This is a genomic window from Methyloglobulus sp., assembly GCF_040079455.1.
In the GTDB taxonomy this organism is placed as follows: Bacteria; Pseudomonadota; Gammaproteobacteria; order Methylococcales; family Methylomonadaceae; genus Methyloglobulus.
Window position 1 is genome coordinate 1 of the sequence record NZ_JBEBKJ010000062.1, and the last position, 22203, is coordinate 22203.

23 protein-coding genes and 1 pseudogene are annotated in these 22203 nt (G+C 45.1%); 14 read left to right on the top strand and 10 right to left on the bottom strand.

Annotated features, from left to right (window positions below):
* The coding region (locus ABL924_RS12900) for an NfeD family protein (protein ID WP_349027502.1) at positions 1-274 on the top strand (274 nt) is incomplete at its 5' end.
* Between the two features lie 94 nt (positions 275-368).
* Here ABL924_RS12900 and ABL924_RS12905 read toward each other — a convergent pair.
* A complete protein-coding gene (locus ABL924_RS12905) occupies positions 369-512 on the bottom strand; it encodes a hypothetical protein (RefSeq protein WP_349027503.1) in 144 nt (47 codons plus the stop codon).
* A gap of 51 nt (positions 513-563) precedes the next feature.
* On the opposite strand from ABL924_RS12905, the gene ABL924_RS12910 reads away from it, so the two are divergent.
* From ABL924_RS12910 to ABL924_RS12935, 6 genes and pseudogenes are all read left to right on the top strand, one after another.
* Positions 564-1256 (top strand): TIGR04283 family arsenosugar biosynthesis glycosyltransferase, encoded by a 693-nt coding sequence (locus ABL924_RS12910; RefSeq protein ID WP_349027504.1) that lies wholly within the window; start codon positions 564-566, stop codon positions 1254-1256.
* Complete coding sequence (locus tag ABL924_RS12915; RefSeq protein WP_349027505.1) at positions 1244-2041, top strand: sterol desaturase family protein; 798 nt, start codon at positions 1244-1246, stop codon at positions 2039-2041. Before ABL924_RS12910 ends, ABL924_RS12915 begins: the two co-directional genes overlap by 13 nt.
* The gene (locus ABL924_RS12920) at positions 2041-2676 is read left to right on the top strand and encodes a TIGR04282 family arsenosugar biosynthesis glycosyltransferase (protein ID WP_349027506.1); all 636 of its coding nucleotides are present in this window, start codon (positions 2041-2043) and stop codon (positions 2674-2676) included. Before ABL924_RS12915 ends, ABL924_RS12920 begins: the two co-directional genes overlap by 1 nt.
* Before the next feature lie 525 nt (positions 2677-3201).
* Positions 3202-4260 carry a PIG-L family deacetylase gene (locus ABL924_RS12925; protein ID WP_349027507.1) on the top strand — a complete coding sequence of 353 codons (1059 nt, stop codon included), beginning with the start codon at positions 3202-3204 and terminating at the stop codon, positions 4258-4260.
* Positions 4261-4266: 6 nt separating this feature from the next.
* Positions 4267-4464: a hypothetical protein gene (locus ABL924_RS12930; RefSeq protein ID WP_349027508.1), complete on the top strand. Its 198-nt coding sequence runs from the start codon at positions 4267-4269 to the stop codon at positions 4462-4464.
* A 17-nt stretch (positions 4465-4481) separates the two neighbouring features.
* Positions 4482-5372 (top strand): annotated as a pseudogene (locus ABL924_RS12935) (hypothetical protein); the annotation flags it as partial.
* Between the two features lie 48 nt (positions 5373-5420).
* Here the strand turns inward: ABL924_RS12935 and ABL924_RS12940 are convergent.
* Positions 5421-5543, bottom strand: coding sequence for a hypothetical protein (locus ABL924_RS12940; RefSeq protein ID WP_349027509.1), 123 nt, complete (start codon positions 5541-5543; stop codon positions 5421-5423).
* Between the two features lie 350 nt (positions 5544-5893).
* Between ABL924_RS12940 and ABL924_RS12945 the strand changes: the two genes are divergently transcribed.
* The gene (locus tag ABL924_RS12945; RefSeq protein ID WP_349027510.1) at positions 5894-6643 is read left to right on the top strand and encodes a YebC/PmpR family DNA-binding transcriptional regulator; all 750 of its coding nucleotides are present in this window, start codon (positions 5894-5896) and stop codon (positions 6641-6643) included.
* Between the two features lie 94 nt (positions 6644-6737).
* Here ABL924_RS12945 and ABL924_RS12950 read toward each other — a convergent pair whose 3' ends face one another.
* From ABL924_RS12950 to ABL924_RS12965, 4 genes are all read right to left on the bottom strand, one after another.
* On the bottom strand, positions 6738-7097 hold the full coding sequence (locus ABL924_RS12950) for a hypothetical protein (RefSeq protein ID WP_349027511.1): 360 nt from the start codon (positions 7095-7097) through the stop codon (positions 6738-6740).
* Positions 7098-7208: 111 nt separating this feature from the next.
* Complete coding sequence (locus ABL924_RS12955) at positions 7209-7691, bottom strand: cytochrome P460 family protein (RefSeq protein WP_349027512.1); 483 nt, start codon at positions 7689-7691, stop codon at positions 7209-7211.
* A 163-nt stretch (positions 7692-7854) separates the two neighbouring features.
* A complete protein-coding gene (gene haoB, locus ABL924_RS12960) occupies positions 7855-8880 on the bottom strand; it encodes a hydroxylamine oxidation protein HaoB (RefSeq protein WP_349027513.1) in 1026 nt (341 codons plus the stop codon).
* On the bottom strand, positions 8873-10495 hold the full coding sequence (locus tag ABL924_RS12965; protein ID WP_349027514.1) for a multiheme c-type cytochrome: 1623 nt from the start codon (positions 10493-10495) through the stop codon (positions 8873-8875). Before ABL924_RS12965 ends, haoB begins: the two co-directional genes overlap by 8 nt.
* A 1209-nt stretch (positions 10496-11704) precedes the next feature.
* On the opposite strand from ABL924_RS12965, the gene ABL924_RS12970 reads away from it, so the two are divergent.
* From ABL924_RS12970 to ABL924_RS12985, 4 genes are all read left to right on the top strand, one after another.
* Positions 11705-12532, top strand: coding sequence for an SGNH/GDSL hydrolase family protein (locus tag ABL924_RS12970; protein ID WP_349027515.1), 828 nt, complete (start codon positions 11705-11707; stop codon positions 12530-12532).
* Positions 12533-12796: 264 nt separating this feature from the next.
* Positions 12797-14614, top strand: a complete 1818-nt coding sequence (locus ABL924_RS12975) for a carbamoyltransferase (protein WP_349027516.1) — start codon at positions 12797-12799, stop codon at positions 14612-14614.
* A 7-nt stretch (positions 14615-14621) separates the two neighbouring features.
* Entirely contained in the window at positions 14622-15479 is an 858-nt protein-coding gene (locus ABL924_RS12980; protein WP_349027517.1) for a class I SAM-dependent methyltransferase, read from the top strand.
* 21 nt (positions 15480-15500) lie between these two features.
* Entirely contained in the window at positions 15501-16787 is a 1287-nt protein-coding gene (locus ABL924_RS12985) for a Rieske 2Fe-2S domain-containing protein (protein WP_349027518.1), read from the top strand.
* A gap of 156 nt (positions 16788-16943) precedes the next feature.
* Here the strand turns inward: ABL924_RS12985 and cas1 are convergent, their stop codons facing one another.
* The gene (gene cas1, locus ABL924_RS12990) at positions 16944-17852 is read right to left on the bottom strand and encodes a type II CRISPR-associated endonuclease Cas1 (RefSeq protein ID WP_349027524.1); all 909 of its coding nucleotides are present in this window, start codon (positions 17850-17852) and stop codon (positions 16944-16946) included.
* Positions 17853-18045: 193 nt separating this feature from the next.
* Here cas1 and ABL924_RS12995 point away from each other — a divergent pair, with 193 nt between their 5' ends.
* Both ABL924_RS12995 and ABL924_RS13000 read left to right on the top strand, forming a co-directional pair.
* Entirely contained in the window at positions 18046-18300 is a 255-nt protein-coding gene (locus ABL924_RS12995) for a helix-turn-helix transcriptional regulator (RefSeq protein ID WP_349027519.1), read from the top strand.
* Positions 18278-19336: a restriction endonuclease gene (locus ABL924_RS13000; protein ID WP_349027520.1), complete on the top strand. Its 1059-nt coding sequence runs from the start codon at positions 18278-18280 to the stop codon at positions 19334-19336. Before ABL924_RS12995 ends, ABL924_RS13000 begins: the two co-directional genes overlap by 23 nt.
* Here ABL924_RS13000 and ABL924_RS13005 read toward each other — a convergent pair.
* From ABL924_RS13005 to ABL924_RS13015, 3 genes are all read right to left on the bottom strand, one after another.
* Entirely contained in the window at positions 19313-21064 is a 1752-nt protein-coding gene (locus tag ABL924_RS13005) for an N-6 DNA methylase (RefSeq protein WP_349027521.1), read from the bottom strand. The genes ABL924_RS13000 and ABL924_RS13005 overlap by 24 nt on opposite strands.
* 151 nt (positions 21065-21215) lie before the next feature.
* Positions 21216-21428 (bottom strand): hypothetical protein, encoded by a 213-nt coding sequence (locus ABL924_RS13010; protein ID WP_349027522.1) that lies wholly within the window; start codon positions 21426-21428, stop codon positions 21216-21218.
* A gap of 279 nt (positions 21429-21707) precedes the next feature.
* On the bottom strand, positions 21708-22203 hold a 496-nt coding region (locus ABL924_RS13015; protein ID WP_349027523.1), incomplete at its 5' end, for a DUF4129 domain-containing protein.

The following is a 22203-nucleotide window of genomic DNA, read 5'->3' on the forward strand; positions in this document are numbered from 1 at the left end:
GATTTTCTCCGTATTCTCCGTACTTGCGGTGACTGCATGGCGGCTGTATGGCAAAAGATACCCCACCAAAACTGACCAACCCTTGCTCAACAAACGCGGAACACAATATGTAGGTCAGGTATTTCCTTTGTATGCGCCGATAGAGAACGGTCAAGGTAAGATAAAAGTGGACGATTCCATCTGGAAAGTCCACGGTGAAAACTGCGATATTCACAGTAAAGTTAAAGTAATCGCCATTCGCGGGATGATTTTGGAAGTGGAAAAAGTCGATTAAAGAAGCCTGGAGAATTAACAGGCTTTGACATATCTGCTGGTAATCGGTTGTATGGCTGCGACTCGCTAAGCGTTTATAAAGTTACCCCAGCAAATTATCCTGTAGTGGTAAACTCGGCGTAAGCCCCGACATTTTGCTCGAGCCGTACTATTTCGGCATGAAGGGTTTGCTGCGTGACTATTGAATGAATATGGAATGTCAGACAGCGCATCAATAATGTAGCTGTATTAATATTCATTCTAAGCAATGATTCTTCGTGATCGTTGGAATACAGTCATTTGGAGTAGTCATGGCGAACATTTCCATCATAATACCGACGTTAAATGAGGCGCAGTCGATAGTAAACTGTATATATTCACTGCAACCCCTTCGGAATTTATGCGAAATTATCGTGGTCGATGGCGGCAGTACGGATAATACTAGGCAGCTTGTTCAAGATTTGGTCGATACGGTCATTATCTCAGCACAAGGCCGTGCAATTCAGATGAACACAGGCGCACAACACGCTAAAGGAAAGGTGCTGTTATTTCTACATGCAGACACTTCGTTGCCGCCTTCCGCACACAATTTTTTTGCTGGATCTATTGATAGCGGCAGGCAGTGGGGGCGATTTGATGTCCAGTTAAGTGGCAGATCTCCCCTATTGAAAGTCATCGCGTTTTTTATGAATTGGCGTTCCCGTCTAACCGGGATTGCCACCGGCGATCAGGCGATTTTTGTCAGCAAACAACTATTCGACGCAGTTGGACACTATCCTGAAATCGCGTTGATGGAAGATATCGCATTATGTACCCATCTGAACAAAATCAGTTCACCGATTTGCTTGAAAAGCCCGGTAATCAGTTCCGGCAGACGATGGGAGCAATTTGGAATCATCAAAACTATCTTGCTAATGTGGAGTTTGCGGCTACGCTATTTCTTTGGCGCCGATCCAGACGTTTTGGCGAATTTATATAGCAGGGGAAAGTTTTGGAAAACCTGATCAGGCCGTCAGTTGCTGTGGCTATTTTCGTCATCATGGTGACGTGGGAATACCTCAGCCCAAGGCGCATTCAACATATCGAACGAAAACAGCGATGGTTGGTTAATCTCGGACTTGCCCTGGCCAATCTCGCCCTGATGCGCTTAACAATTGGCAGTCTGGCGTATATGAGCGCGGTGTGGGCGGCGGAAAATGGGCTTGGTCTGTTAAATATCTGGGCATTAACCAATGCCGTTTCCATCGTAGCAACTTTGCTCATCCTGGATTTCGCCATTTACGCTCAGCACATTATGATGCACAAATCGTCGCTGCTATGGCGACTGCACAAGATACATCATACCGATATGGAGTTTGATGCAACGACAGCAGTGCGTTTCCATCCCCTGGAAATCGTAATTTCCATGCTATATAAAACTTTTTGCATTGTATTGATAGGCGCTGATCCTGTTGCGGTCATCGTTTTTGAAATCATCCTCAATGGTGCCGCGACGTTTAACCACAGCAATATTAATATTCCAGAGATTATCAACAAAAAACTCTGTTGGCTGATTGTCACGCCGGATATGCACCGCATCCACCACTCTGCTGAACCGGATGAAACTGACAGTAACTATGGCTTTTCGATTTCTTGCTGGGACAGACTGTGCAGAACGTATAAGGCTAAATCCAGACACCCCCAGACAACCCTGGCTATTGGTTTAAAAGCCTACCGCAGGCAAGCCGAGTTAGGTTTTATGGCGTTATTGCGACTGCCTTTTAAATCGCAAAATAGCCGTAATCATTGATGGTTGCTTATCCCTATGCCGTCATTATGGTATTTTGCAAAGCCCCCATACCTGGGCAGGTAAAAACCCGGTTGATTCCACCGTTAACCGGCGATGAAGCAGCACAATTGCATTGTGAACTGACCCAAAAGACTTTACAAACAGCCACAAAAAACCGCTTATGTGATGTGCAATTATGGTGTTCGCCTGACATCGAACAGCCATTTTTTACCTTGTTGTCACAGACTTATCCAATCACTTTGCATCAGCAAAAAGGCAGCGATCTAGGTGAACGGATGCATCATGCTTTTTGTCAGGCATTCAATGATTTTACCAGCGCAATCATCATCGGTTGCGATTGCCCCTCCTTAACAGGTGGGGATCTTGAACAGGCTCTAAGCCAGTTAAATCAAAACCAATTAGATCAAGACACACCATGCGTATTGGCACCCGCAGAAGATGGCGGCTATGTACTGATTGGACTCAAACAGCCGCAGCCGGATTTGTTTGAAAATATGCCCTGGGGATCAGAAAAAATTTTAGAACTAACGTGTATAAAATTGCAAGCACTGGCATTAAATCATTACGAATTAACGACGCAGTGGGATCTGGACACGCCCGAGGATTTAAAGCGATATAAAGCCAGAACAAACTAAAGACTACGTCCGCAGTTACTTGAAAAAGCCATTTTTTTAAACTTTTCCCAACGCGCCATGAATTTTTTCTTGTCGATGAGGTAAAAACAAATACAGGAATATTAACGGTCAGAGCAAGAAACCCCCCAATATGAATATTAAACCTATTTTCATATAGACCTACCTTAGTCGAGGGGCAACGGCTTGAGGTTATAGTGGTTGTATTTTTGTGTAAATACCGCCGTTTTAACCCTAGCTTTCTTCAGCACCTTGGCTGGGCATCAAAGGAGGCTCGTGGCACACGGACATAACCGAAGAGCCACATCGGCGCAGTCCCCTAAATTGATTATTATGGAGGGGCGTTGACAATTATTTATCATTTACGGTTCTCGCAGGGGTACAGAAGGCTAGATTAAAATATGTCTAGCCGTTTTCAATCCTGACGATGATACAGTGACCTGCCGCAGCCAAATTTAATCCTCAGTCAATCACTCGTCGTGGTGCATTTAGGCTTAGCTTGTAAGTAATCCTTAAGGAGCATTCAATATGAATAAAATTCATTTTTTATCGCTAGTCCTTTTTTGGATGACCGTATTTTCCTATGCAGTCTTAAACACAGCTAGTGCCGCGCCCTATTGTTCCAAACGTTTCGTGTCTGTGGTTGCACATCTGGATGATGAAATCTTGTTTATTAATCCGGAAATAATGCAAAACTTTGACGCAGGAGCTTGTATCACTTCAGTACACCTAACAGGCGGTTTTTTCGGTTCTACCTTTGCTGGAGTAGAAGCCAGGGAACAAGGCTTGCGTAAAGCCTACGCCAAAATGGCTTATGTCCCGGATGACTGGACGAAAGAAACTGTCCTGTTTGCTGGTAAGGAAGTCACTGCATTCACATTAAACGGTCTGGATAACCCAAACCAGACAGTACAGTTTTTTGAATTTCGGCTGCCGTGTGGCGGGGCGTGCAGTGCGGCCTCATCGCTACAAAATTTATGGGATTTCAACCAACCTCAGACTATCCAACGGCCTACCATTGACGACACTAATCCTCCCGTCATTCCCCCTGCCACACCGAGCCGAATTTATAATAACCGCGACGAACTCCAAGCTGCTTTATTAGCCGTATTTCAGAGCCAACGGGTGACTAAGTTATCCACTTTAAATCCTGACACCATCCCTTATATTGAGCATCCTGACCATATTTATGCGGCTCGCATTACGCGTGCTATCGCAAAATTGCTCACGAACAATATTGGCATTAGTTACCATGAAACTTACCCAACCCCAGGCCGCCCTTTTAACGTCTTAGGCCAAGAATTACAAAGAAAGCACGACATTGTGGCGAGTTATTTCTCGATTGCTGTAGAACTCGGGTCATTTACTGAGAGCCATTGGAACGGCAACTGGATACCAAGGCGCTACCAGTGGACAGGACATGTGCACGATAATCGCCCGGATTGGCAGGCATTTCCTTTTGAACTGGTCAATGCGCTCACCTCCCAATGCTTAACTTCCAAAGGGGAGTTGTGCATCGTGACGAACCGAGGACGAACGCGGGCAGCCGAAGGCATTAATCGCCATGTGATTTTTCGCGAAAGCTAAAATCGGATGGATCCCATTTTAGCTTTCGCGAAAAATAGTGGCGCGTTTAACCTGTGGAATTTTACCGATTCCGGATTTGATGTGTTAGTGACCGATCCGGCCTCACAAAATGCGGCTACTTGGTATAAGTGCACAGATTCTATCGATTACCCGAATGAGATTTGTAGCCAGTTAAATTTAGCTTTGATAATGCCCGGTTCCTAAGTGGCGATTTTGATGGTGATGGTTTTGCCGACCTAATGGTCATTACGCGCAAGGATTCTGGCGCTGCATTCTGGTTGTTCAAGAGTGACGGCAGGAAGTTTAATGTGCCAATACCGTGGTGCTCAACAGATCCGACTTGGGATCCGAACTTGGCGCAACAATACGTTAGTGCCGATTTTACCGGGGACGGTAAAACCGATGTGCTAATAGCCCATCAGCGCGGTGCCAGTGGCTTGAATTTTTGGGTACTCAGCAGCAATGGCTTGACAGGCAATGCCCCCCAATTATGGTATGAGGGAGTTAACATGGGGATCAAAGCCAATTTGAAACCGACCAAGCTACACGTCGGCGACTTAAAGTCCGATTTACTCTCCTTTGAAAACGGAAATCCATTTTTGCGTATAAGACCACTATTCAATACGGATTCCGCCTTTACTACGCCTGGAGCCAACCTATATAAGCCCCTGAAATACCTTTCTTCAAAGCCAGTAACAGCCGATTTAAATGCCGATGGAATTTCAGATATTTTGGTGCTGCATAAACGTGGAGATGAGCCAAACATTGATGTCTGGCAGCTGCTCAATGAAGGTGGCTTTTCAAAACCTTTAGCCATAAGCACTATTGCACATACTGCCTGGGCCGATCAAATACCTTATGCTATGAAGCGAAACGTACAAGCCCCATGGCTTGCAATGGTTCGACATCCAAATGAAGTTTTTCAGCCAACAGAGGATCAGTCACAACCAACAAATTACTGGCGATTAGGCGGCGTAGGTCTTTATACTCATACTTTAACGACAGGAAATTTTGATAAGACAGGTACGGATCGAGGGATAATCACTAATCCATCCGATCCTTTTGGTTTGATTTACCAAGATCTACTTCGCCTGGACAGGTTAAGTAAGTAGTTAACAATGAAAAATGTTTATTCCCCATGGCTGCTTTAGCCAGATTAGTTAGATGCACGCGCGATCCGCGCTGAAAACTTCAAGTCTGTAAAGTTGTAGGTAGATTCGCCGTGAGGCATCCGCCATAACAAAACCCATCATGCTGGCTTTGTCACGGGCATTTCCGGTCATGTGCTTTTGGGTTTAGATGTATATCTGGAAAGGGTGCATTATTTGGCATGGTGGATTGTCGTTACACTCCAAATCACTGCCTATCTTAGCCCAAAACCAACTAGATCAAGATAAGCTGTGCGTATTAGCGCCCCGCATAAGATTGCGGCTATGTACTGATTGGACTCAAGCAGCCACACCATAAGTTGTTTGAAATTATGCCCTGAGGGGCGAAGGTTTTGGAATTAACGCGTACAATATCGCACGCATTGGCGTAAACCATTACGACACAACGATGCAGTGGGATCTGTTGGATACGCCTGAGGATTTAAAACTATTTAATCTAAAACACGAAATACTAGAGAAATACAATGGCCGGACACAGTAAATGGGCTAACATCAAACACCGCAAAGCTGGGCAAGATGCCAAGCGCGGCAAAATTTTTACCAAAGTGCTGCGGGAAATTACCGTTGCCGTCAAAACCAACGGGGCAGATGCTGCCAGTAATCCCAGTTTGCGTACGGCAATCGACAAGGCGCTAGGCAACAACATGCGCCGCGACACTATCGACACCGCCATCAAAAAAGCCTCGGGCACATTGGAAGGCGCAAACTACGAAAATGTCCGCTACGAAGGCTACGGACCCGGCGGCACGGCAGTTATCGTTGATTGTCTGACCGATAACCGCAACCGCACGGTCGGCGAAGTCCGTCATGCTTTCAGCAAGGCTGGTGGTAATTTGGGTACCGATGGTTCGGTTGCTTATTTGTTTAACAAAATAGGCATTTTGAGTTATGCACCCGGCGTGGATGAAGATGCCTTGATGGAAGCCGTGCTGGAAGCAGGTGCAGACGATGTGGTCACTTATGATGATGGCTCTGTGGATGTCATGACCACGCCGGAAAACTATCTTGCCGTCAAAGAAGCGTTAGTAACTGTGGGATTCGAGCCGGACAACGCCGAAGTCACCATGCAAGCCGCTACCCAGGCTGAACTGGATGCCGAAACCGCCGAGAAAATGCTCCGCCTGATCGACCGCCTGGAAGACCTGGATGATGTACAGAATGTCTATTCGAATGCGGATATCAGCGATGAGATTATGGCAGGATTAGATTCTTAAGCGTTGTGCTGCAAGGCAATCCCCCTCATTAAAAAAGGGGGAAATTTCTTAACACACTGTCAATGATGCTAGAGCTGAGTAATACCGAACGCTTTTAAGAACCACCATCCCATGATGCCGTTGCCGGTTTCATTAGCGTTTTGGCTTCTTGCACAAAGCCGATAGCCGCATCAAAATCACCTGATTTACCGGCTTTTTTGGCTGCCCTCAACTTTGGTCTAAACCGGTCGATTGCCATTGAGTTGTCTCTCCTTTGCGCTTCCGATAGCCTTAATGCGGAATCAGCAATTTCAATAAACTCTTCTTTGCTCCCTTTTTTAGCCAATTCAACCATATCATCACAAAGAGAACTCACTACTGAGAAATCTTCATTTACGGGCGCGCCCGCCGCATGAGCATTACCCCACAAAAAAAATGAAAGAGAAAATGCCGCACCTAATTTGATAAACCTCATTATTGCCCTCTATTATAATTGTTAGATTTGTAAGAGCAGACATGCCTTTTTTCCCGTTGGACGGTTAAAAAACGCCATGACATGCTTAGTGTTGATTGAACACGCTTTCGATTATTCTCGAAGCTCGGAAAAAACATAATCTTTGGCTTTTTGCGGTTCATGGCAACCAAAGCACGATTTACCGCCATCTTTCACCAAGCGTTCGGTTTTGCTGTTAGCTGCAAAGCCTTCAAATCCCCAACCGCCTGTTGATGCGTATTTGACCGAATCCTTGTGCATAACGCCAACCAGTTTGCGTTCGCCTTCTTGAATGGTAAGGTCTTTTTCCTCATACTTTAAAAGATCAAATACCAGTACAGAACCGTCAGCATACTTGCCTGACTTTAAGCCGTTAGCGGCTTTGCCATTGGCGTAGATGTGATGGAGGCCTTGGAAAGGATTTTCTAACGCATGTCCGGGTTGGATAAGCATGGATTTGGCGTGTAACCAATTCCTGTAACCTTCAGGAAAAGGCACGCCCTCTTTCTCTGCGTAGCTGAATGTAGTTGTAAAGCACAATAATCCGGCAACAATAAGCAGATGTCTTGTTTTCATAATTTTTCTCCGGGTAGTGAAAAAACAGTATATATAGTTTTGAATCAAAACTATTGCGTTATTTTTAATACTATTCTTTACGCTTGTCAATCTAGTTTTTATTCGATATTAACTAAAGCCGCCGGATTAATGTCTTATCTCAAAATTGAGCTGACTTACTCCCTCAATCCAATTCCAATTTATAAATAGACAGATAACCGCCCCAATGGCTTTGGTAGACCAAATGGACTTTTTCAGGGAGTTTTTTGAGGGAATCAACAAAAGGCAACAGACGAACAACCAGGGCGTTTTTTCCCGCGCCTGATCCTTTCGCTGTCGCCCAGACGTGGTAAGCCAAGTCTTCTTTTTGCACCAGATAATTGCCATCGCCTTCTTCATAAGCCCATTGCTTGATCTGGGCAATATCGCCATGCAGGTTATCATGCGCTTGAACGGTTTTTGAACTGAAGGCCAATGGCTTACCGCCATAATCGACTATTTCACCAAGGCGCATTAACAGGTCATTGGTAACCAGCAAATAGATTGGCCGTGATGTCCCTAAAGTTTGCTTTATCTCCGCCAAGGCCTTGTCGCTATCCATCGTCAACCAGCGTGCCATAGTTGACAATTGGTTGCGTTCAGAATCTGAAGCTAATAGCAAGTTGTCCTGTAAGTGTTTCCATATTGGGCTGACAAAAGTTTGCTCGGCGGGTTTGTTTACCCAAGCATCTCTTCCGCTCAAAAAATGGATCCGTTGCCCATCATCCCACCAGCTCAATATCAGTGCATCTTTCGGCGTGTTTTCGCTGATGGCTTTAGCCGCATCTTGCCATATGGCTTGTCGTAATCCGGTAGGGCTTGGCAACGCCCTTGCCTCTTGTTTACCTTTAGGGAACAGCACGGCACGGCGTTGTTGATTCTGGTCATCTTTATAATATGCCAGCAAAAGACTGAAAGCATCCTTACCACCCCGTTCAATAGTATAGTTATCAACGGAATCTACTGGAAAAGCGCCCTGTATATCAGATGCTTGCCCATGGAGAAGAGTAACATTAAGCGGTGCTGGCTTTGTTCGCTCGGATTCACCACCATCAAAAAAAGTAACCTTGGCTTGTTGAAACAACATCGCGCTGCCAGCAAACAGCAGCGCTCCGCAAGTCAACAACAATGCACCTTTCTTGAAGACTAAAGCCACAAGATTATTAACCATCTTGTTTGGGTTTGAGGACAAGGTAGCCGACAAAAAGCCCAAGTATGACCAAGATAAAGCCAGCCAATAATGTACCGTAATCGGTCTTGTCACTGCCGCCCCCAATCGTGGAAACCGCTTTAGCGTCTGTGCCGGACTTATTTCTTGCTGCCTCGCGCAACTTGGTGTCTTCATCCATAATCTCGGCATAATCGCGCATGAGTGCAGACCAACCTTCGGTATAGGTATATCCGCCTGGGTTCGCATGGAAAATGCCTTTGTAATGCTTGATCAAATCATGCTCCCACATGTCCGCATAAATCCGTTCGATGCGGCTGGGATTATTGCCTTTTGCCCAGAACAATTGGAAAAAGCCGCCTGCATCATCTTTTTCAGGCGCGGGTGGTGCGGGACGATTGGTATTTTGTCCTGTGAGTAAACCGTCTTTATAGAGCGCTTTGATAACACTTTTTGCTTCCTGCTCCACTTTTAGGCCTTGAATGGTGCCATTATCGGCGGTGTCCAAATAAGCCTTGGCAAAACTTTCCGAATGGCACAAGGTACAGGTCTGTACCCAGGCTTTCTTGCGATCTTCAAACCAAGGATGATTCAGGTTGTCGGCAATGCCTGGCGTTGGATTGAATGCCCAACGGACTTTCCGAACCAAATTATGCGAATACTCGCCGTGAAATTCGAAATGGCAAAGCTGGCAAGTCGGTGCGGTATAACCACCCTTGGTGATCGCATCTTTCAGGGGGGCTTCAAAGTTCCATTGGCTTTTACCCATGGTCAAGAACTGTGTGCCGTGCTTGGACAGCATGAAGTTTTCAAACTCGTTATGGTCTGCGCCATTGTGGCAGGTAGAACAGGCTTCTGGCTGGCGTGCTTCTGCTACCGAGAAGGTATGACGGGTATGGCAACCGTCACATTTGTTTTGCTGGTAGTGGCAAGAATCGCAGCCTTGTGCGACTTCACGTTCAGGCATCGCCGCCCAAACCGCATTTTCAACATTAGCTGCCCAATCGACTGCATGGGAAGGATGACCTTTGTCCCATTGCTTTTGAGGCCACGTTTGCTCCTTCTCGGACTCTGCCTCGGCAAATTCATCTTGATGGCACGTTCCGCAAGCGGCGCGGTCTGGCATTATCAAGTCTTTAGCATGATCGATAGTTTTTTTGCCTAAACCACCGTGGCAGTCGATGCAACCGACTTGAGAAAGCGGCTGATCTTTTTCCAGCAAACCGAGTTCATGCAGATTGCTTTCAACTTCTGTCAATTTTGCCTTTTTATAAGCACGTACGTCGGTATCGGGGATGTTGCGGATTGCCGCCAAATCGCTGTGGACACTTTTTTTCCAGGCATGGTAAGCGCCAGGAGTCGTTGCCTCATGACAGCCTACGCAATTTTCTTGGCTGAATTCGCCTTGAATAGTTTGTGGAGGTGTATAGAAATCTTTTGGGTTCCAGTATTTTTGAATTGGGATTGGTTGCCAGTGCTCACCGTGGTTGCCTTTGCCAGGGTGGGTGTCGTAATAGTTTTTTTTGATCTGTTCGAAATCAGGTTTTTCTGCCCAAGCCGTTTGCCAATTCAGACAGAACAGTAGCGTAGCCAGGAAATAAAGCAATGTGGTTTTCATAAAATTTCCCCCTCGGAAATTAATCAAGCGAGGCTATTATAGCGAATCAAAATTATAAGATGGAAAAATTTTAGCTTCTTTCTCGCTGAAAACTTAACAACCTTTAGCAGGATGAGTTATTGATCGAAATTTTTATTTAACCGTTAATTTTTCTGGTGTGTTTATTAATAAATCAAACAGTTAGGTCAGGTTGCGCTACCGGGAAGGAGTACACGGAAGTGTAACGTTAGTGGAGCGGGTACGACGACCCCCGCGTAGCTGTAGGAGCCGGGCGTGTTGACGGAGTTGGAACGCGAGTAGAAGCGTAGTCAACATGCAAGCCATCCGACACGGCGTCAAGTCATTCGCGAAAAATAGTGGCGCGCTTACATCCACTTCAACATCGTTGACAAATTGTTGCCAAATCCAAAGATGAGTGTCTATTTAAATATGTAAGCCTGTATGGGTAAGAAAAGCAAACAAGTGAATAGCATCAACACACTTACGCCACTTGTTGGTAATGGTTGCAAAAATTTTAAAAGCCCACGGTGATAAAGCTAACATCATCTACCTTCTCCCATTGGTTAACAGTTAGCCTAATTGCAAGGCTCTATTTTTTCAGTCGGCTGAAAATTTTAGGTCAAGATGAACTCTGCTGTCTATGCAAATATCCGCCCAGCAGACAGCTTGGATGGCGTGAGCGGCTTGTTTACCGGTGTGGACGCTATAAGCATTGGCAGATATTGTGTTGCTTATATTGCATAAGCTTACTATTTCGGGTTTTTTGAAATAATTGCCTTGCCCACTCTTTCTCCCATGCCCTTAGCATCATAAAGCAAGCAGGGTGTTTTTGAGTTGCAATTGTCTTTTGTTTTATATAGTATCGAGTCAGATATGCCCAAGTCGGGCGGGTGGATTTTAGGATTACTTATAACCATGGGTGGCTTATATCTTAATAATAACTGACTAACCCAAAGTTGCAGGTTAGCAATTACAACACAATTAAGCAGGTGTCTGATTATGAAAAAAATTTCACAAATCCTTAAGGGTTATCTGGCTTATTTTCAAGCCGTTATTTTACGAAAGAAAAAAGCAAAAAAAGATAATGACGACGACCCATTTATTTATCCACATTTTTAACAAATGGTTCAAATCTTTAACCAGCCGTCTCTGTATCTCTTTTCTACAGAGCATATGCCGTGTGCGCCCAGATTACAGCCGCATGCTCAAATGCGGTGGGTTGGTGCGGATACAGAAAAGCGTTATAAAGTAGCCCCACACCCTTTGTTACGACCAGAGGATGTCACTTATAATTTCAACTCGCTGGGGTATCGTTGCCCAGAATTCAACTTAGATAAACTTGAAAAAAAAGTTATATCTGTGGTGTCCATTGGTGCCAGTGAGGTTTTTGGTATTGGGCTTCCCGAAGATAAAACCTTTCCGCATCAGTTCGCTAAGTTGCTGGAAAAAGAGACCGGGTATCCAGTCATCAATTGGAATTTGGGCATGGGTGGCGCTAGTTCGGATTATATGTCACGGACGCTATTTTCAGCGCTAGCCGTTTTGAAACCGGATGTGGTTTTGTTTGTATTGCCACCGCCCAGAAGACGTGAGCATATCAATCAGGCGGGTCGTGCACATTTTTATATCAATACAAAAACCGGGATTAACACACTCGATAAATTGAAAACTTACTTGGTTGACCCTGGACATATTAGTCAGATTAAAGCTAATAATGCGTTGTCGAGTGATTTTAACGACCAGATAAATTACTTTAAAAACTATTTAATTTGCCAGTCAATCTGTGAAAAATATGACGTAATGTGGCTTTTTTCTTTCATTAGCAATAAATACATGAGCCATATTGAACCTTTGGTAAAAAAAGAACATTTAGTCGCCCCAGGATTGTTGGAGCTTGCGCTTAAGCATAAAGGTAATCCGGCCGAAGGTTTGGCACGCGATATGGGGCATCCCGGTATAAAACCCAATCAAGAAATGGCCGAGCTGTTTTTGGAGCGGTTAAAAGCGCTTTATTCGACTCGATTGGAATCAATATGAAGATGCTTTTGCAAGTTTTTTTAACGCTGTTTTTCTATTTTATCGTGACTCCGATTGCGTTAGTTTTGAGGTTGCTTAATGTTGATGTTATAAAAAGGCATATCGATCATAATGCCGAAACTTACTGGGAAAATTACCAGGCAAGCCCTAATAATCACTTGCCGACAATAACAAGAACGAATTCCCGCAAGCCATAATCCTATGCTGGGTTGTGGGGTACAGCTTTGAGGCTGCTGGATAATTCGCACAACTATTACAAATATTATGAATATTTTAGGTGTTTCTGCTTTTTATCATGATAGCGCCGCCGCACTTATCACGGGTGGTTTGATTATTGCCGCGGCTCAAGAAGAGCGATTTACCCGCATTAAGCACGACAAAAATTTCCCCCTGTCAGCCATTAAATACTGCCTGAAAGAAGCCAAGCTCAAGATTGAAGATATTGATGCCGTGGTGTTTTACGAACTTCCCGAACTTAAATTTAAGCGGTTGGTAAAAACGTATTTTAGTTTTGCGCCGGAAGGCTTTGAGTCTTACATCAAAGCGATGCCGTTATGGTTGGTGGAAAAACTTTATCAAAAGCAATTAATCGCCAAGCAACTTGCCACCTTGGGTAAGTTTGATTCAAGCCGGTTGCATTTTACCGAACATCATTTAAGCCATGCGGCCAGCGCTTTTTTTCCATCGCCTTTTCAGGAAGCGTCAATTTTGGTCGTGGATGGGGTCGGCGAAAATGCCACGACTACGATTGCCCACGGCAAAGACAACCAGATTACAATTAGCCAGCAATTAAACTTCCCGCATTCATTAGGGATGTTGTATGCTGCATTTACCTATTACCTGGGATTTAAAATCAATTCTGGTGAATACAAAGTGATGGGCTTAGCGCCTTATGGTAGGCCGCTTTATGCCGAAAAAATACTTCAGGAAATCGTCGATTTAAAACCGGACGGCAGCTTCCGGTTAAACCAGCTTTATTTTAACTATTGCACCGGTTTAACCATGACCAACGCCGCGTTTGCTGACTTATTCGGGGAACCTCGTCGCAGTAGCGAAGCCGATTTAACCCAAAAGCATTTTGATATTGCCGCGTCAATTCAAAAAGTAACCGAAGAAATCATGTTGACGATTACCCGTGCGTTGGCAAAGCAAGATACGACAGGTAACCTGTGTTTGGCGGGTGGCGTGGCGTTAAATTGCGTGGCGAACGGCAAAATTCTTGAAGACGGTCATTTTAAAAATATCTGGATACAACCTGCCGCAGGTGATGCCGGCAGTGCGATTGGTACTGCATTGCTAGCCCATTATGCCGACAATCCACGTACAGTAACGGCTAAGCGAGACGAGATGCAGGGCAGTTATTTGGGGCCAGTTTTTGCACAAGCGGATTGCGCCAAACGTTTGGAAAAACTGGGGGCGGTATTTGAAGTTTTTAATGATGAAGAATTGATTGCCCAAACGGCTGATGCCTTAGCCAACGAAAAAGTGGTGGGCTGGTTTCAAGGTCGGATGGAATTTGGGCCACGAGCATTAGGTAACCGCTCAATCCTGGCCGATCCGCGTTCGGAAAATATGCAAAAGACACTTAATTTAAAAGTCAAATTCCGCGAATCGTTCCGCCCCTTCGCGCCTTCCATATTGGCCGAGGATGTGTCCGATTGGTTTGAGCTGGATCGGCCTAGTCCCTATATGCTACTGGTCGCGCCAATCAAAAATGCCATAAAAATTAAAATGACTGCGGAGCAAGAGGCGTTATTTGGTATCGACAAACTGAACGTGCCGCGTTCAACAATTCCTTCGGTCACTCATATCGATTATTCCGCGCGGGTACAAACGGTACACCAAGAAACCAACCTACGGTATCACCAATTGTTAACCGCTTTTAAAGCGCGTACCGGTTGCCCGATTTTGGTCAACACCAGCTTTAATGTACGTGGTGAGCCGATTGTCGGTACGCCGGAAGATGCCTTCACTTGTTTTATGACGACCGATATAGACGTGCTTGTCGTGGAAAATTGCTTGTTACGCAAAGAAAAACAAGTGGTCACGATTACCGATAAACCCATTTTTGAACCGGACTAAAAATGTTATGAAAGCCACTTCTCACGCTGATACCGATTTTAAGGTACTGGAATTTTACAAAACGCTGCCCTTTAATCGGCATTCCTCAGTAAACGAGCAAATAAAAGCGATTCTAAAGAATAATCCGGTCACCTCGTATCCTGTTTTGCCGCCGCTATTAACGCCCAATACCAAGGTTTTAGAAGTCGGTTGTGGCACCGGCTGGCTGAGTAACAGCATAAGCCATTATTATCATTCGAAAGTTACCGGTATCGACTTCAATCCCAAAGCGATTGAATTTTGCCAACAAGTAGGCAAAGAAATGTGCTTGGCTACTGAATTTAACGTGGCGGATTTGTTTATGTATCAGCCTAAAAGCCAATTTGACCTGGTGGTTTCATTAGGGGTTTTGCACCATACCCATGATTGCTTGGCGGCAATCAAAAGAATCTGCGCCGATTTTGTCGCGCCGGGCGGTTATATTTTCATTGGCTTATATCATCATTATGGCCGCAAACCGTTTTTAGATCACTTCAAAATCATGCAAGCGCAAGGCGCATCGGAAGATGAGCTGTTGGCACGCTACCGGGAACTGCATTCTTATATCACCGATGAAACCCATGTGCGTTCGTGGTTCCGCGATCAAGTGTTGCATCCGCACGAGACCCAGCATACGATGAAGGAAATGCTGCCACTTTTAAAAGAGGCGGGATTTACTTTAAAAACTACGTCAATCAATAATTTTCAGCCGATTAATTCGGCTGCCACGGCTGAAGCCATCCTCAGCAAAGAAGTGGAGATGGAAAAAACCGGGCTTGACCGATTAAAAGCAAACCAATATTACCCTGGCTTCTTTTTATTTTTAGCGCAGAAGAATCCGGCATAAAGTCATCATATCGAGCCGTTTATGGACACAGAATTCAATTGGCAAAACTGTTGGTATCCAGTCGTTTTTGTAGAGGATTTGCCCAAGCGTAAGCCTTATGCTTTCTCGCTATATAACGAACCGATGGTGTTATTCCGCAATGAAAAAGGCGATCTGGCGTGTGCGGCAGACCGTTGTCCGCACCGTGCGGCACGGTTATCGGATGGGCATTTGATTGACGGCAAACTGGAATGCCTGTATCACGGTTGGCAATTCAATGCGGCCGGTGAATGCACCCGCATTCCGCAATTGGCACCGGACAAAAAAATTCCCGCAACCGCCTGTTTAAAATCGCATGTAGTTGTTGAATGCCAAGGCATGGTCTGGGTTTGGGTGGGTGCGCCGGACTTGGCTGCAATAGCCGACATTCCGTCCATTGTTGCACTGGATAATCCCGACGTTATCAGCGTGGATTACACCATCGACTTGCCGTACGACCAGACCTATCTGATTGAGAATGTGATTGATGTCGCGCACATCCATGTTGCCCATCACGGCCTACGTGGTGGTGGCCATCGGGACTATGCCTTGCCGCTGGAGTTTGAAATCCTGGAAGATTCGGTAAAAGGTATCCGGGCGACCTACCGGTCTATCGGCCTTAACCAAAATCGGGATGAAGCAAAAACCGGCACGGCACACCTGGATTTTATTGCCCCTAACTTGATCAGCTATACCTCAAAGTATCAGAAGAGCGAATTGATTGCGGGACTGGCGTTGTATTCAATTCCCTTGGCAAAAGGCAAATGCCGCCTACTCTATAGGAAGTACAGTAACTTTTATTCCTGGCGGGAAAGGATCAAGCCGAAATGGCTAGATCATTGGAACCAAAACGAAATTCTGCAACAAGATATGGCCTTGATTATCGGCCAGTATTCGGAGATAGAGCGCTCACAGCAAAATGCCAAAGACTTGTGGTTGCCGATTAAAACCAGCGACACGCTGGTTATCCACTACCGCAAATGGCTGGATAAATATGCTTCAACAACACCGTTTTACCGGGGCTATGCGACACATAAGACCGTGCCCCATCTGTCTGATCAACATCCGTACGATGTATTCAGCATTCATACCCAGAATTGCAGCGCGTGCTTGAGCGCTTATCAATTAACTAAACAAATACAAAAAATAGCAATAGCCCTGATAGCCATACTGTTGCCGCTCTTATTTGTATTTGCAGGGACGGCATACAGCCATGTTATTTTATTTTCTTACCTTGGTTTAGTGTTGATGACTTGGGTAACCCAAAAAATTCGGCGGCGATTTGAGTAGGCCGGGCGGGTTCGTTTAAATATTTACCCCCTATTACACCCGTTTGATGTAATAGCATTGTAAGCGTTGGCTTGTGATTTGCGGGTAGGCTATAGTTGGTTACACTAAACCTTTCGTAATAGCTTGTTTACAAAGGAGTAGTTGTCGTTTTTGAGGTCAGAAAAGCGACAATTGCTCCGGCGGTTCTTCGATTTTTCTGCGTTTTTTGCCATAAAAAACTTCAATCCTGCCAAATTGTTTATCGGTTATTTTAATAATACGTACCTCGCCATCAGGTGGTAGGCGTAATTTTACCCGTTTTGCGTGGACTTGGGCGTTTTCTTCGCTGGAGCTGTGGCGCATGTAAACGGAATACTGCATCATGGTGAAGCCGTCGGTCAGCAGATGTTTCCTGAAGACCGTATATTGCTTTCTCGCTTCCGGCGTATCGGTAGGTAAATCGAATAAAACAATCACCCACATGGAATTGAGTCCGCCGAAACTCATGGTTGCCGCAGGGTTTCTAATAACCCCTTCTCCCTCTGGGAGAGGGGATTTTAGGGTTTCTCTTATCCGTTGTGGGTAGTTGAGGATAACCGCGCTGTCTTCATAGGCACGCTTAAGATTTGCCAACAAATAATGGCACGCAACCATCAGCGGCAGGGTTTGCTGTTCCCATAAGACCGGTTCAGCCAATAAAGTAAGCAAGGAGATTTTTGTTTCCTTGTTCACAATCAGCTCCGGGTTATCGCTTGCCATTAAGTACACTTTGTAATCCACCCACGGCCTAAACGGTTCCATCAGGTCATCCGCCAAACACAAGCCGTTATATTGGTTACTGTGGAATAGACCTAATGCGGGATGTAGGCCGCTACCGACGATGGCACGGGCGATCAAGGCCCGAATAATGGCATAGCCATAATTTAATAAGCTGTTGATGCCATCCAATTCAGTATCGCGGCGGAATTGCTCGTCAAATAACAGCCGCCAGTATTTTTGTGCGGCTTGGGCTTCCAAATTGTCGGGGTCTCCGGTTTTGACCTTATTGGCAAGCCGTTCCAGTGGTAGATAAGGTTGTCTAAATATTTAAGGGTGTCCGCCTGATTTGCGATTTTTTGCTTAACAATTTGACTCCACAGGCGCTTTTTGGTGGGCAATTACCAATACAGTTGTTCACATTTTCGGTGCGTTAGTTACAATGATATGTATTGCTACCTATAGTCTGTAGCACCATAGTCATCAGTCAGAAATAATACGTTCTTTAATTTTATCCTGACTGATGGCAAGAATCCCAAGCTCTTCACTACGTGCCACCCTTGCTGAAAACGTCCGTGCTTTTCGAAATGCACATCGCCTTTCACAGGAGGGTCTGGCCGATCTTTGTGATCTTCACCGCACATACATTGGATCAGTGGAGCGAGAAGAGCGAAATGTTTCTTTAAGCACCCTTGAAGTGCTTTCCCGTGCTCTCGATGTCAGCGTTCCAGAATTGCTAACACCAAGAGCAAAGCATGACGCAAAAGAATCCCTTTGATTTCAAAAACCTTATTCAGTGGTCTGGAAAGACTATTTACGATCCAATTGAAATCGGAGACCCTGATTATTGGATTCCTTCATTACAATTGGAAACGCTAGTAAAGGAAGGGTTGCAAGGCAAGGTACTAAAGGATGTTCATGGTAGGGCATTGCCAAACCGGACACGCTCCAAGATTATAAAAGTGTATACTTGTGAAGCCTTGGGTTATCCCGTTCCGAAGTCTTTTAAGAAAACTCAACCACGGTTTGTTGGGCAACAGTTCGATACCTACGCCCAGAAGTCAATGAATCTGCAAATTTGGAATGAAGGGCTTTCACCAAGCCGACGGTATGTGATAATTCAAGTTTCAGAAGATGATACTGTACTCAGCGTGAAAGTTATTAATGGGCAAGAGCTGGCTCTTCTTGACACTACAGGTACTCTTACCACGAAATATCAGGCTAGGCTTGAAACACGAGCCGACAAGCACGAATTAATATCGGTTAGGGATACCGATCCTATGCTGCTACATGTGCGTCTCGAATTTTTCTTAAACCCATCCACCAGTCCAACCGATGAACCAGAAAGTGGCTTATTGTTTCCTGTCGGTGAACTCTTTAATAGGTTATCGCCTTTAGTTGGGCAGTCGTTTACTGATCCTGGCATGGATCAAGAGCGTAACCGAGGTGCAGCACTTCATAATTTGATTTGCAAGCAACTTGGCTATAGCTGCTACGGGGACAAAGGCACATTCCCTGATGTTCGTCATCAGCTTCTGGAAGTGAAGCTGCAAACATCACCTACTATTGATCTAGGTCTGGTGCTGCCAGACAGCCAAGAACTTATGGATACACAGCGAGTTGGAGATTATCATCCGCGCCATTGCGATACCCGGTATGCGATGTTTTACGCCAATACAGATGGGATTTCTGTAACGCTGACTCATTTGTACGTAACGACAGGCGCGGATTTCTTCAAGCGTTTCAGGCGATTCGAGGGAAATATCATCAACAGCAAAATTCAGATTCCGCTACCTCGTAACTTTTTCTCGTAGCAATCCGAACACGCGCCAAACCCGTTCATCAAGTTCTTCGCTCAAACTTTCGACCTCAACCGACGGAATTTTGGCATAAATTTCTTTTGTCATTGCGATAATTTCTTTGGATTCTTCACGGTTCGGGTCTGGTAACGGAAACTGCTCAACGTACTGGGTGATAAATCGACGACGACCCGCATACAACTTATTGTTGAAGCGATGGTCGTAGAAAACTTCGATAAAAGTTGAATTTGCTACGGCGAGTGCCAGCCAAAGCAAATCCTGTTCGTTGTTATTTTCACAGCGCATCCAGTAGCATTCACCATTGATAACCCCTCCATCCATGTCTATCCAAAAAACAGGTTTTTCGGAAATATCTGGGAAAACAAGTTTGGGGCACGACCATGCCGCCGGGTCTTGAGGCACCCAAAGTTCGTACCATTGGCGACCTGCTTCGATAACATAGTTCCTTGCTTGCAAAATGTCACGGTGTCTTTCTAGGTAGCGTTTCGCTTTGGGGTAAAGGGTTAAGTTCACCACACTCCGACCATTTTCTGTTGCCTCGTGGGGATAAAGGATCTCTTTAATATGCTTGGCCTTAGCGGGTATATCGGCCTTATAACGACGGGCGCAGTGACGAGTAACCAGTGGGCGAAGTAGCTCTATACGTCCTTCTGGAAGGTCATCCCAATCATTGCGGATGAACACCTTATCCGCTGTTGATTTGACCCCTACCCTAATTTTCCCGATTCGGCGAAAGGTTTCCCAAGTGTTGGCTTCCACCATAGCCAACCATTTATCAGTTGATTGAGTGGCGACTCTCCAGACAGCTTCGGGATCATCACCGTTATCTAAAACTCCATGCCGGATTCGGAAATGCCGACCATCTGTCAAGGCAACTACTGTGTCATCTTCGACAGAAAGCGCGGACAACACATCATCAGTATCTAAAATTGCAGGATGATCGGTTTCGTAGATTGACGAGTAGTCAATACGGTCGATGCGAGATATTCTCGTATGATCAACACCACGCGCCAGCAATATAGAGGGAAGTACTGCCGCACCAAAAAGTTTTGTATCTCCAAGATCCCAAGCGTGCAAAATTTTGAAGCGGGACAATAATTCCCTCCGAACTGCTTGGCCTGATTTCGTAGTCATGAAGCGATTCGAAGTAATCACCCCTGCAATACCATCGGTAGCTAAAACTTGCGAGATAGCCAATAAAAAAGGGTAATACATATCGACTCGCCCGGATAACCCAAAACTTTGAGCAAGAAGTTGTGCTTGCTGCGCCCCCATTATTTGAGTTCGGACATAAGGCGGATTGGCAATCACCAAATGAAATGGCTCTTGTACGTTGCCAGCAGAGAATAGATCACCACAGCCTTCAAGATTAAGTACGTGTTCAAGGAAATCCTTTTCTTCCAATTTTACGTTCAAATATGGAAAATCCTGTTGAAGACGCTTCGTTGCGACCTTTACGGCATCAGGGTTGGTGTCATATCCGATAACCTCCAATCGTTTTCTGGTGGCTAATGGTAATTGCTTAATCAATTCATCCAATAACACACCATCACCGACAGCGGGGTCTAATACACGAATTTTGCTATGTTTGGGAAGCTCCGCTACACGCAGCATTTGCCCAGCTACAAAGTTAGCAAGTACCAAAGGCGTATAGGTTGCACCTTCAGATTTTTGTCGAGCAACGCGACTATATCTCGGCTCAGTAGTTATTGTGTCAAGCATTGTTAAAAATATATTTGATACTTATAGTCATCAGTATACATCTCAAGCGGCAACTAACAAAAGTTAAATAAATTACATCTTTCCTGCTTAAAAATTAAAATTGTATGTTTAAAGATAAAGCTCGATCATTTCTAGTTAAATGTTCGTGTATTTATGTTTGTGAGTCCCGTTGCAGAACCCGTCGGGTCAATCGGGCGTTACGTCGCTTTACATTTTTGGGTGTAGGTGTTTTTTCTTCCACCGCTTTGGTAAAAATTCGACTACCCAAGTCGATAATTTTCTGGGGTTTGCCTTCGGTTTCTTCAAGTAACGCCCAGCCAATGGAATTAGTGCCTAAATCCAAACCTAGAATTCTCTTGCCCATTTTTCACCTTCGTCTATAATCAGTTGCGTAGTGTAACCAACTATAGCCTATTGCTTTGCTTTTCATACCAATGGAATGTTTTTCCGTAGGCTCCGCCTTCAAGCGACCCAAGCCCTCACGAGGTTGAAAAACCGACGGGGGCTTTTTATTGCCATCCGTAAAGACTCTTTAAGCTACAAAAAACTCAAAGGTGTCCTATTTAACAGTAGTTGATAAAGGTTAAATGAAGGAACCATCCAAAATAACAAAACTTTTCGGAAAATCAGAATGATCGGGTACTTAGATTTTAAAATCACCCACCAATCGACATAGTCGTTTGAATTTAACTTCCGTCGGCCTGCTGCCATAGTGTTGTGCGATGAAGGCGGATGTGATTGCTTCAATGGTTTCGGCTTGTTCGGGCAATTCGGGTTTAATCCGTTCGGCAAAATCCCTTGCGCCTTCGCCGAGGTTTTTTGTGAAGCCGACATTGGCGAGTTTCTTTAAGAATTTATTAAAAACCAATAGGGTACGGTCAACCGGTTTGGGTTTTTGGTACAGCAAGAACAGGCTTAAGATGGCGGTGATGATGCCTACGAAGCTTATCATCCAGTACACCATGGTTTTCATGTCTTTAATGCCGAATGATGACATGAAAGAAGATTGGTTGGCGGTGTTGTAGTTGATGACCCAGCGTTGCCAGTTATAATCGACATGTCCCCATAGTTGTCTGGCTTGTTTCAGGAAATTGAATGCGGCGTGTGCGCCTTCGTTGGCTGCGGAAAACTGGATTAAG